At 40.5% G+C, this 12,158-nt stretch carries 11 protein-coding genes; 6 read left to right on the top strand and 5 right to left on the bottom strand.

Going from position 1 to position 12,158, the window contains the following annotated elements; translation table 11 throughout:
• Nucleotides 1-186: 186 nt before the first annotated feature.
• Both QL998_RS11995 and QL998_RS11990 read right to left on the bottom strand, forming a co-directional pair.
• Nucleotides 187-876, bottom strand: coding sequence for a transporter substrate-binding domain-containing protein (locus QL998_RS11995; RefSeq protein WP_039488472.1), 690 nt, complete (start codon nt 874-876; stop codon nt 187-189).
• Nucleotides 877-1,005: 129 nt separating this feature from the next.
• The gene (locus QL998_RS11990) at nt 1,006-2,115 is read right to left on the bottom strand and encodes an arginase family protein (protein ID WP_290192766.1); all 1,110 of its coding nucleotides are present in this window, start codon (nt 2,113-2,115) and stop codon (nt 1,006-1,008) included.
• Between the two features lie 464 nt (nt 2,116-2,579).
• On the opposite strand from QL998_RS11990, the gene udp reads away from it, so the two are divergent.
• Nucleotides 2,580-3,335, top strand: a complete 756-nt coding sequence (udp, locus tag QL998_RS11985; protein WP_007375563.1) for a uridine phosphorylase — start codon at nt 2,580-2,582, stop codon at nt 3,333-3,335.
• 94 nt (nt 3,336-3,429) lie between these two features.
• Here udp and cdd read toward each other — a convergent pair whose 3' ends face one another.
• Complete coding sequence (gene cdd, locus QL998_RS11980) at nt 3,430-4,356, bottom strand: cytidine deaminase (protein WP_290192765.1); 927 nt, start codon at nt 4,354-4,356, stop codon at nt 3,430-3,432.
• A gap of 136 nt (nt 4,357-4,492) precedes the next feature.
• Nucleotides 4,493-7,138 carry a phosphoenolpyruvate carboxylase gene (gene ppc / locus QL998_RS11975; RefSeq protein ID WP_290192764.1) on the bottom strand — a complete coding sequence of 882 codons (2,646 nt, stop codon included), beginning with the start codon at nt 7,136-7,138 and terminating at the stop codon, nt 4,493-4,495.
• A gap of 120 nt (nt 7,139-7,258) precedes the next feature.
• Here ppc and QL998_RS11970 point away from each other — a divergent pair, with 120 nt between their 5' ends.
• The 5 genes from QL998_RS11970 (at nt 7,259) to QL998_RS11950 (ending at nt 11,090) form a co-directional block, all read left to right on the top strand.
• Nucleotides 7,259-7,657, top strand: a complete 399-nt coding sequence (locus QL998_RS11970; RefSeq protein ID WP_024605706.1) for a DUF393 domain-containing protein — start codon at nt 7,259-7,261, stop codon at nt 7,655-7,657.
• Nucleotides 7,654-8,376, top strand: coding sequence for an SDR family NAD(P)-dependent oxidoreductase (locus tag QL998_RS11965; RefSeq protein ID WP_290192763.1), 723 nt, complete (start codon nt 7,654-7,656; stop codon nt 8,374-8,376). The genes QL998_RS11970 and QL998_RS11965 overlap by 4 nt, the downstream gene beginning before the upstream one ends.
• Before the next feature lie 9 nt (nt 8,377-8,385).
• On the top strand, nt 8,386-8,994 hold the full coding sequence (locus QL998_RS11960; RefSeq protein WP_290192762.1) for a flavin reductase: 609 nt from the start codon (nt 8,386-8,388) through the stop codon (nt 8,992-8,994).
• A 101-nt stretch (nt 8,995-9,095) separates the two neighbouring features.
• On the top strand, nt 9,096-10,316 hold the full coding sequence (locus tag QL998_RS11955; protein WP_290192761.1) for a Xaa-Pro peptidase family protein: 1,221 nt from the start codon (nt 9,096-9,098) through the stop codon (nt 10,314-10,316).
• A gap of 114 nt (nt 10,317-10,430) precedes the next feature.
• Nucleotides 10,431-11,090 (top strand): DsbA family oxidoreductase, encoded by a 660-nt coding sequence (locus tag QL998_RS11950; protein WP_290192760.1) that lies wholly within the window; start codon nt 10,431-10,433, stop codon nt 11,088-11,090.
• Nucleotides 11,091-11,146: 56 nt separating this feature from the next.
• Here QL998_RS11950 and QL998_RS11945 read toward each other — a convergent pair whose 3' ends face one another.
• Nucleotides 11,147-12,004, bottom strand: coding sequence for an immunity 49 family protein (locus tag QL998_RS11945; RefSeq protein WP_290192759.1), 858 nt, complete (start codon nt 12,002-12,004; stop codon nt 11,147-11,149).
• Nucleotides 12,005-12,158 lie beyond the last annotated feature (154 nt).

The raw sequence follows: 12,158 nt of genomic DNA, 5'->3' as shown, positions 1-12,158 counted from the left end.
TTCTGCTTGCTGAGAAGCTATTTATCGACTTGCAGAAAACAATATGTATCTGCAAGCCTAGCCCTTGAGTTATTATTCAAAAATCAGCTGCCTGATGTATTCATTTCAGATGAGGCTGAATAGTTACATATATTTAAGCTATTAATTTTCAATTATTTAAGAGGTAAAACAGTGAGTTTAAAGTGCTTAAATTTTATTAAAGGCAACTTTTAATTGAGAAACTAAAGCCGGATCCATATTTATATTACAGGCAAAAAATAACGGAGACTGAGTTGTGTTTAAATCAAGTAATGGTTCTAGTAACTCAAGCTTAGGCTCTGTTTTAACTCGATAGTTAAATTGCTTTTTGTTGAGGATAACAAAATCAAGTATATGGTGACGAGTGCTTATGAGTTTATCTATTTTATCTAGGCTATCGATGAGTAATAAATGCTTGCTTTCACTAAAGCCCCTTTCAAGCAAATAATGATGACTAAAGTTATCACGCAGTACTGCTATTTTGTATTTTTTAGCATCATTGAGAGTGTTTAACTTTATACCTCTGGATTTTAGACCATAAATGGCAGAGTCAAAGCTTTCCAGTTCGCCTACCCAGTTAAACTTACTTTCTCTATTAGGTAATCGAACAATCGAAAATATACAGGTGTTTTTATCACGTAGCGCTGCATTGTAGGATATGGCCCAACTATGCGCCAACATAGTGTAGTTTATACCTGTACCTTCTAGCGCTTTATGAACTTTATCGACAGAGCGGCCAACGAGTTTGTTATCTTCATTAATATACTGAAAGTCCGGAAATACTTCCGTTACTATTGTAATTTCAGCTGCATCAACTTTAATACAGCTAATGAACAATAAAAAGATCAACAATTTCATCTAGCGAGGCCTCAACTAACTCATTATATGTATTTAATAAATATAGCTGAGGCTTTATGAACTGCTAGTTTTTAGTCATGTGATGCACACTTATACGCTGATAGTGCTAGTATTTATAGCTTCTACAGCTTACTTGTTCATTGCACTAATTAAAAAGGCTGAAATTTTAGCGCCTTCTCTAAGTGTAGTTTCTGAGCTTGATTGGCCAACTAAAGAGCTGTCGGTAAATGGCGCTATCTCCATCATATCTGCACCCGTAATAGGAAACTCATCCGCAATGGCTGATAAAATATCAAGCGCATGCTGAGGCGTTAAACCGTGATGCTCTGGTGTACCTGTGGCAGATGCAAATTCAGCATCAAGCGCATCAATATCAAAGCTTACGTATATTTCATCAACGTTATCGGCTTTTAACTGTGCAATAGCGTCGGCAGCAACCGCTGCTGCGCCGCGTTCAATGATTTCATGTGCCCAGTGCTGTTTAACACCAAAAGTATTTTCCCAATGCGCTTTAGGCTTGCCACTTGAGCGTATACCAAATTGTATTAAATGATGCGGCGCCGGTAAAAACTCTAATATATGTGTACACCACGAGCCAAAACATAAATCAATACCTAAGCGCTCCACAAGTAAATCGGTATGCGCGTCAAAGTGAATAATAGCCGTGCGCTTACCTTGCTCACGTTTTGCTTTTAAGTACGCTTTAGTAAGTGGGTAACTAATTGAGTGATCGCCACCAATCCCAAATAATCCTTTATCTTTAAACGTTGCGTAAAAACTGTCGCATACATCCTCAGTGATTGATAACGGGCTTACGTAATAGTCGTTATCTTCATTACCATACAAAGCTTTTTGGCAATTAGAAATGGTTGCATCATTTAGGTATTTGTCATGAAGTAAATGTGGGATTACACGTACATCACCTAAATCAAACGAATGACACTGCGGTTGCTGATCAATTAATGCTGAGCGTACAAACAACGGTCCCCAGTTTGCGCCGCGTAAAATACCACCGCCACAGTCGGAGCTAATACCTAACATAACGGCTTTATGTGGTGAGTTTGGTAATTCGTTTAAAGACTCGCGCCACAAGTTATCAACGTTTTCAGTTTGTCCGTAAAGTTTATTACGCAGTGCGGCTTTGCGCTCTTTTGCAGTATTTACTGTGTATACGCCATCGCCCGGTGCGCACAAACAGTGCTCAACTTTGTTTTTAAATGCTTCAAATTGTGTGCTCATAATAAACTCCTTCGGTTTTTATTCTGTACGTAGCTAATTAGTTTTGATTACTTTTGATTAGTTATGCAAAATCACTAAAAATGCCTAAACTTCAAATAAATGCCACTTTGCTAAATAAGTCAGTGCTTAATATAAGTAAACACGTTAGTTTTTACGTGTTCACTACAAGGTTAAGCCATTGAATTTATTTGATATTAATGAAAATATGTTATCATCCATTTAATCGTAGTTACGCGCTTGAGTGATACTTATTATGTCTGCTTGAACATGTCAACAGCGCAACAAGGCTACGTATATAAGTACTTGAGTGAATATTCATAGTTGGTGAATAAATCAAATTAGCCCTTAAAATTATTAAGGCTTTATTGGAAGAGTTAAGATAAAACGGACAATCGTCCTGTACTTGATAAACGTTTCTAGCAATCATGCTAGATTGACAACAAATTATTATAAAAGGCTTAGCTATGGAAAAGGTATTTCACTTAGGACTATGTATTGACGATCTTAAAGGTGCAAAACTTGCGATTGTACCGGGCGATCCAGATCGTGCAGCACGTATTTCACAATTCCTAGACAACCCAACCTGCCTTGCTCAAACTCGCGAGTTTCATGTTTATTTAGGTCAATTAAACGGCCACTCTGTGGTTATATGTTCTACAGGTATTGGTGGTCCATCTACGTCGATTGCAGTAGAAGAATTAGCACAACTTGGCGTGCGTAAATTTTTACGTATTGGTACAACCGGTGCAATTCAGCCACACATTAACGAAGGCGAAATTTTAATTAGTCAAGCGTCTGTACGTTTAGACGGAGCTAGCCAACATTTTGCACCACTTAGCTACCCTGCTGTATCTGACTTTTATGCAACACAAGCTATGGTACAAGCATGTAAAAACCTAAATATCGATTTTCATATTGGCATTACTGCATCAAGCGATACATTCTACCCAGGGCAAGAGCGTTACGATACGCACTCTGGTTACGTTCCTAAATCACTACAAGGTAGCTGCGAAGAGTGGCAAAAATTGGGCGTGATGAACTACGAAATGGAATCGGCAACATTATTTACTATGTGTGCAGCCCTTGGATTACAAGCGGCATGTGTAGCTGGCGTACTTGTTAACCGTACTCGCCAAGAAATACCAAATGTAGACCACGGTGAAATTGAGCGTAAATCTGTAGCAGTAGTATTAGAAGCAGCTAAAGTATTACTTGATTAATATAGGTTATAGCAGTCAGTGAGTGTGTTAATTCGATAGAATGACTCGCTTTAATAAAGCACAGCGCCGGCTGTGCTTTATTGTATGCAAGCCACTATTTAAGTGGTGCGCTAATTACTTTAAGTGCTGGTAAATGCGTAAAACTGGCAAGTACAGCTTTTGCCACTTGCGACTGGTTTTCACGACCCGCTGTTTCGAGCAATGTTATTCCCTTCACCGTACTTTCGTTAAAGCTAAGCCCAGCTAAAAAGAACTGACTTAGTGCACTTTGTAGTGGCGATAAACTTGGACTGTAAGCTGCATTTTCGGCGTAACTTCCGTAAAAATCACCATCACTAAATGTACTTATTTTTACGGCGCTAAAGTTGTGGCTGTAAGGCACATACGCATTAAGTGCAAAACGCGCAAGGGTTTCATCAAGGTCTTCAGCGCTAAAATTACCTTGCTGTGGTTTTGGGTTAAATAAGCTAAATTCGTTACCTAAATCGGTAGGTCCAAATGAATGCGGCAGTAATTCAGCAAGTTTAAATTGCTGATCAGGAAGTAAAATATCAAACTCTTTCGCATCAGCTAGTTCGTTCATAAACTGGCGACAATACCCACAAGGCGCATCGCTAATCGCAATTTTAACTATTTTTTTAGCGCCGTTTAACCATGCGTTATTTATAGCCGATTGCTCTGCATGAACCACTAAACTCAATGCTTGATGATCAAACTCTACATTCGCACCAAAGTAAAAGTTTACCTCACCCTTTTCATCAAGCGCTTTAACAATTGCGCCTACATGAAAATCTGACACTGGCGCAACGGCATACTCAGAAGCTAAAGGTACTAAACCTTGTAGTAATACATCATCAGACACATTTAGCTGTGCACATAACTGTTTAATATTATTAGAATTTAATATGCCACGTTGTGATTTTAATTGACTACGTAATGACGCTGTTTGCGCTACGCTTAATGTGAAGTGCGAATTTGTAAGTGCTGTATCTTGCTGTACAGTAAAAGTTGCTGAAGCCATAATATTTTTTAATTATTCAATGGCTAAGTAGTTTAAAAGGTTAGGATGTTAAATACCAGCCTATTTAACGCAAAAAAAGGGAGCACATCGCGTGCTCCCTTTTAATACCAATAGGTATACCTAACAAAATAAAGTGTTAGCCGGTATTACGCATACCTGCAGCTATACCTGTCATCGTGATCATTAACGCATTATCAATGTCACCTTCGTTTCGTTTTTCCTCTGAGCGAGCACGGCGTAAAAGCTCAACCTGTAATAGGTTAAGTGGATCGGTGTACGGATTACGTAAACTAATCGACTCCTTAATCCAAGGTTGTTCGGCGAGTAGGCTTTTTTGTGGGCTAAGTGATTGCACCAAGCTAATGGCTTCTTGAAGCTCTTTACGAAGTGTTACACCCAATGGTTTGTACATATCTTCCACCAGCGCATTATCGTAATGCTCACTCAACCAACAATCGGCTTTACTAAATACCATTTCTAGCATTTCTAGGCGCGATCTAAAGAACGGCCACTGTAAGCTCATTTCGTTGAGTGTTTCTGCGCCGTACTTATTAAGCGCAGCTTTTAAGCCTGTTAACGCACCTAACCATGCAGGAAGCATTAAACGGTTTTGGCTCCACGCAAAAATCCATGGAATAGCACGCAGGCTTTCAACGCCACCATTAGGATTACGTTTTGCAGGACGCGAGCCAAGCGGTAGCTTAGACAGTTCAAGCTCAGGTGTTGCCATTCTAAAGTAAGGTACAAAGTTTTCATCGTGGCGAACTACATTACGGTAGTGTTCACACGACTCCTCACTTATTAGCTTCATTACTTCGCGCCACTGCGGTTTTGGTTCCGGCGGCGGTAATAAGTTACTTTGTAGTACTGCGCCTGCGTAAATATTTAAGCTTTGCAGTGCTACATCGGGTAAACCAAATTTAAAGCGAATCATCTCGCCTTGCTCGGTTACACGCAAACCACCTTTTAACGAACCTGGCGGTTGTGAATGCAGCGCTTGTGCAGCAGGTGCACCACCACGCCCTACTGTGCCACCACGTCCGTGGAATAAAATAAGTTCAATACCACGCTCATCAGCAAGCTGCACTAGTTTATCCATTGCTTCGTACTGCGCCCAACCTGCTGCCATCATGCCGGCATCTTTAGCTGAATCAGAGTAACCAATCATTACATTTTGGGTGTTTTTAATGTGCCCGCGATACCAAACATTATCAAGTAATGTAGTAATTACATCACTGCCTGCGTTTAAATCGTCGAGTGTTTCAAACAAGGGTGCTACTGGTAAATCAAAGCTACAGCCGCTTTCTTTTAGCAATAATTGTACTGCTAAAATGTCTGATGCTGTTCGCGCCATCGAAATAATATACAAGCCAAATGTTTGTTCGTCTTGCTTAGCAATAACATCAAAGGTGTCTAGCACTTCTTGAACATCAGGGCTTGGTTGCCAATGTTTTGGAATAAGCGGTCTGCGAGAGTTAAGTTCAGTAAGTAAAAAAGCTTGTTTATCTTGCTCTTGCCATTGGTTGTAGTCGCCTAAACCTAAATAACGAGTCAGCTCAGAAAAAACATCGCTGTGACGAGACGAGTCTTGGCGCACATCGAGTTTAGCTAAACGCAAGCCAAAGCTATTAATACGGTAGAGTAAATCAAGCAATAAGCCATCTGCAACTACTTTCATATTACACTTTAATAACGAGCGGTAGCAGACCTCTACAGGGTGCTTAAGCTGATTAATATCGGTAATTAAATCTTGTGAATCGCTACGCTTATTTTTAATTTTAGCGCCCAGGTTAGCCACGGTCTCTGCAACTTGGTTTTTAAGCTTTTTGATCACCGCTCTGTATGGTTCAAAGTCTTGACCTGCCAACTCAATAAGCTCATCACTGGCGTCTGACATAGATAATTCAGCGCATAACGTTTTTAAATCTTGAATATATAAGTTAAGCGCCATCCAACGACCGTGGTCAAGCACCTCTGCTGTAACCTGCGATGTTACAAATGGATTTCCATCACGGTCTCCACCCATCCAAGATGTGAACTCAATCGGGCTGTAATCTTTTGGTAGCTCTAAACTTAATTGCTCTTTAACATTGGCTGAAAATTCACGTAAAAAGCGCGGAACAGCGTGCCAAAGACTGTTTTCGATTACCGCATAACCCCATTTAGCTTCATCAACTGGCGTTGGGCGAGAGCGACGAATGTCGTCGGTATGCCAAGCCTGGCTAATAAGCTGTTCAATACGATTTAAAATAGCGTCTCGCTCTAGCGGTAAGTTATCTTTTCGCTCTAATGACGCTAAGCAATCACTTAGTTCAACATGTTTGTTAATAATAGTACGGCGCGTCACCTCGGTTGGGTGGGCGGTTAATACTAAGTTTATGTGGAGTTTTGAGAGTGTTTCGGCCAAATGATTACTATCTAGCTGGCCTTGTTCTGCTTTTGTAACTAACGTTTTTAATGTTTGAGTGAGAGGGTTTTGTTGACCAAGGCCAACGTCATTAAAACGCGAAACGGTATGAAATTGTTCTGCTACATTAGCAAGGTTTAAAAAATGATTAAATGAACGGGCAACCGGCAAAAGCTCTTCATCACTAAGCGCATGTAAAACGTCTATTAGCGCTTGTCTGTCGTCTTCATTACCACTGCGAGATGATTTAGATAAAGCCCGAATTTCTTCTACTTTATCTAAAATAGCTTGGCCTTGAGCATCCTTAATAGTTTGTCCTAGTAATTGCCCAAGTAAATTTACATTACCTCGCAAGGCGGCATATTGTTCACTCATTTCTCATTCTCCTTTGTTTCGTAGGACACTATTAATATCATCATGAAGAGATATTTAATAGATCCATTTGCAATGTCTTGTCGTAAAAAAGTATATATAAAATAATCACAAAGCAATTACATGATCATTTTTTATGATGGAAACTGCCCTCTTTGCAGCACCGAAATGCAGCAACTAAAACACGTAGACTCTAAAAATCTAATTACGCTTGAAGATCTTAACGCGAGCGACTTTAGTGAACGCTACTCGTATATTGATAAAGACAAAGCAATGAACTACCTGCAAGCCCAAAAGCAATCAGGTGAAATGATTTACGGGCTTGATGTAACGTACGAAGCATGGAAAATAGTGGGTAAACACAGCTGGTTGAAAATTTTTCGCTTGCCAATAATTCGCTTTTTCGCTGACTGCGGATACCTGTTATTTGCAAAGTATAGGCACCCCATCAGTCGCTTTTTGATGCCAAATACTCAGTGCAGTAACGGCCAATGTGGACTAAAAGCAAAAGGTGATAAATGAAAACCATTGTTTTATTCGGCGCAAGCAGTGCCATAGCAAATGCATATATAGAACATTTACAAATAAACACGCCTACTCATCAGATTGTTTGTATTAGTTCAAAAAGCATTGAATCTGACTCTAGTGTTGTCCACCTACACACTGACTACACAAAACAAAGTTTAGCGCGCGTTACTAATTACCTAAAAGAGCAAAATGCCGATATACAACAAGTTATTATATTCAATGGTACACTGCACAACGAAACCCATATGCCCGAAAAAAAGCTGGAGGATTTAGACGCTGAGTATTTTAGCCAACTTCTCAATTCAAACACCCTAACTCCCCTACTTTGCTTGCAGAGTATTTTGCCGCTCTTAACACATAAAACGCACTGTACTATTACAGCACTTAGTGCGCGTGTGGGCAGCATTGACGACAATAAATTAGGCGGTTGGTATACGTATCGCGCCTCTAAGGCAGCTCTTAACATGCTATTTAAAACCGCAGCGATTGAGCTTTCACGCCGAGCTAAAAATACCAAGCTCGTTTTATTTCACCCAGGGACTACTGATACTGCGCTTTCAAAGCCATTTCAAAAAAACGTACCCGCTGGAAAACTCTTTACAGCTGAATTTGTAGCTAAGCAGCTTTTTACACTTACTTTTAATAACCCTCATTTAGAACTCAATGGTGAGCCTGCCTACTTAGATTGGCAAGGCGAAAACATACCGTGGTAAGGACCTTTAATGCATTTTACTAAAGAGCGCATAAACGCACTTGAAAAACACACTCGTACTCATTTAATTAATTCGCTTTCGGGTTTTAAAAGCGCTAACTTAATTGGCACGCAAAACAAACAAGGCAATACTAATCTCGCCATTGTTAGCTCAGTTATTCATTTAGGTGCTCACCCGCCGCTAGTTGGCATGATAATGCGCCCAAATAGCGTGCCTCGACATACGTTCGAAAACATAATCGAAACCGGTAGTTACACCATTAACCAGGTTAATAAAGCTATTTATAAGCAAGCTCATCAAACATCAGCCCGCTACGACAAAGGCGAGTCTGAGTTTGATGCTACAGGCTTAACGCCTGAATACTTAAATGACTTTGCAGCGCCTTTTGTTAAAGAAAGCCGCTTAAAGTACTCGGTTAAATTTGTAGAAAACCAACATTTAGCCATCAATGGCACAGAGCTTGTAATAGGTGAAATCACTGATGTGTATTTAGATGAAGTAGCACTTCAAAGTGATGGCTTTTTAGATTTACAGGCTATTGAAACCGTGGCAGTAACCGGGCTTGATAGCTACCACACAAGTAATAAACTCACGCGTTTACCGTACGCTAAAAAATAATATGCCCTTTTAAGAGGCTATAAACTAATAGCCTCTTATCGCATAACATTGAATTTTACCTTGGTATTAATCACACTAGCTAAAAATCCAAGGAGAAAAATATGACCACCATAGGTATTGGTACACAATCAAGCGAGCAAGCGCTGGCAAGCCTAAGTAACATGACGCAAACGCTGACCCCTATCGCAGCTGACGAACATTTAGAGCGCATAGCCAAGGCGCAAGCGTATATGATAGCAAACAACATAGATGCAATTTATTTAAACGCTGGCACCAACCTTACCTACTTTACAGGCATGAAATGGTACGCGAGCGAGCGCATGGTTGGCGCGATATTACCCGCCCTTGGTGAAGTACAATACATTGCGCCTTATTTCGAAATTGGTTCACTAAACGGGTTTAAAGTAATAGAGGGACCTATTCATGGGTGGCAAGAGCACGAAAATCCTTATGCACTTTTTGTCGAAGTATTAAAAAAGTTAAACATTAATGAAAACGCAACTATTGGCATTGATGAAAGCGCACAATTTTTTATATTCGACGGCATTAATAAAGCACAAATGGGTTTAACCCTCATAAATGCACAACCTGTAACGGCGCATTGCCGTATGCATAAATCAGTTCATGAACTTAGCTTAATGCAACGCGCGATGGACATGACCTTAGCCGTGCATCAAGCCACAGCAAGCATGCTTTATGAGGGAATAACCACCACCGAAGTAGAAGCTTTTATTAAGCAAGCACACCAAAAAGTAGGTGCGCCAGGTAACTATTTTTGTATTGTTTTATTTGGTGTTGCAACGTCTTTCCCGCACGGTGTTAAAGATGCCCAAATACTTAAAAAAGGCGATATGGTACTAATTGATACTGGCTGTAAAGTACACGATTACTTATCAGATATAACCCGTACCTATGTATTTGGCGAACCAACAATGCGCCAACGGATGTTTTGGGATCATGAAAAAGCAGCGCAAATGGCCGCGTTTAATGCAGCTAAAATTGGTGCTACGTGCGAAGACGTTGACGCGGGCGCACGTAACTATTTAGCAGCGCAAGGGCTAGGCCCGCATTACCAAACACCGGGTTGCCCGCATCGAACGGGTCACGGTATTGGGCTAGATATTCACGAATGGCCATACTTAGTTGGCGGTGATAAAACCCCACTTGCCCCAGGCATGTGCTTTAGTAACGAGCCAATGTTAGTTATACCCGATGAATTTGGCGTGCGTTTAGAGGATCATTTTTACATGACCGACAACGGCCCTCATTGGTTTACACAACCAAGTTATAGTATTGACGACCCATTTGGCCTTAACGCTTAAAACTGAATACCTTCAAGAGCAGCTGCTTAGCTGCTCTTTTTAGTTTGGCATTGATAAAGTGCAGTTCATCCCAATATCCCCTGTTATACCAAAGCAATCCTCAAAAGGATAAATATGAAAAACTTTAAAATTGATATCGTTTCAGACGTAATGTGCCCTTGGTGTGTAGTGGGTTATAAAAACCTAGAAACTGCACTAGAGCAACTCAAAGACGAAATGAGCGCAGATATTACGTGGCATCCTTTTGAACTAAACCCAGATATGCCAATTGAAGGTCAAGACTTAAACGAACACTTAATGCAAAAGTACAACCTAACAGAAGAGCAAGGCGACGAAAATCGTAAAAACATGTTCGAAGCCGGTCAGCGTGCTGGGTTTACCTTTAATTTTGATGGCAAACGTATCATGATCAACAGCTTTGATTTGCATCGTTTATTAATGTGGGCACGTGAAGAAGGTAAGCAAACGAAGCTAAAACTCGCCTTTTTTGAAGCGCACTTCACCGATTTAAAATACTTAAACCAAGAAGATGCTCTGCTTGATGTAGTAGTAAGTGTTGGCCTTGATAAAGAAGAGGCACGTAGTATTTTACACTCAGATAAATACGTACAAGACGTACGCCAAGAGCAAGATAACTTTAAACAAATGGGCATTACGTCAGTACCTACATTTATTATCAACGATAAATATGCAATCAGTGGCGGACAACCAAGCGACTCGTTTATTCAGGCACTAAAACAAATTAGTGAAGAAGAGGCTAAGCAAGACGCTTAGTTAGCTAGCAAAATTAAAGGCTGCAATATGCAGCCTCGTAGCCAAACAATGCTAATTTAAGCATTTTCAAACTCTTTATAAATTAGCCACTTTGGCAGGTAAGGGGTGTCGGGCACTTGCCAACCATGTTTATCATAGGCAAGGCTAGCCACTGCGCTTATCAGCAAGGCTACATCACCTTTCCACGTAACCGCCCCCTCCGGTGGGTCGTTATAGAATGTGTAATGTAATTCAATAGCTTTATGGATTGCCTGTTGGTAATGAGCGGCATCGTTTGATAACACCGCTACCCACACATCCAAATAAGGTAAGAATAGCTGGTTCACGTAAGGCGCTCTAAATTCATCAACATGCTCAGGGCCTGATTTTTCCATTACCTCGCGTAATAACACTGTTTGGTCTGCGTCTTGTACAAATATATTTCGCACAAACTTGAGGAGTGCGAAGTCAAAGGCATCAGGGTACTCAAGCCAATCTTCTTCGCACCGGCAGATTAACTCAACCGCATCAGCATCTCTTAAGCAAAGCGCTAAACTCAATTGCAATAACCAATTATCAACCATTATAGAGCGATGCTCAGCACGACCCTCTAAGCGAAACACGTGCTCTTTTAAGGTAAAAATATGGCGCTGCCCGGGGTTTGACACTAAATTATAGTGCGCATGTAATAAATCTAGGCCAAAGCGCATAATAGGCACGCCCTCAAGCCCTTTCTCTGCATTTTGTGCATGAAAGCTTAGACTTATACAATCCATTGCGTCAGAGTTTAACCGTGCCTGCGGCTCCTCATAAATCGCGGGCTCTAGCTCGAGATAACGCTGCCACCTATTGTTATAAGTATCTAAATGAATTTGATAGGCATTTTGCAAATTCACTAATTTATAGTGGTCATTGTGGTACTTTAAATGGCTCATAACCTGATATTTCCAATGGTGTAATTTGTCACGTCAAACGTTGGCTTTAAGCTACTGCCAGTTTGAAACTTCTGTTGTACTTTACGAAATTCAATGTTACCAGAATAACTATCAAATGCTTGCAAAGTGTTGCCCAAGGCTTGTGTAAATAGGG

The sequence above is a fragment of the Pseudoalteromonas sp. APC 3691 genome, from assembly GCF_030408135.1.
Taxonomy (GTDB): Bacteria; Pseudomonadota; Gammaproteobacteria; order Enterobacterales; family Alteromonadaceae; genus Pseudoalteromonas.
The sequence above is the reverse complement of the archived record's forward strand: the minus strand, read 5'-3'. Positions and strand labels throughout refer to the sequence as shown.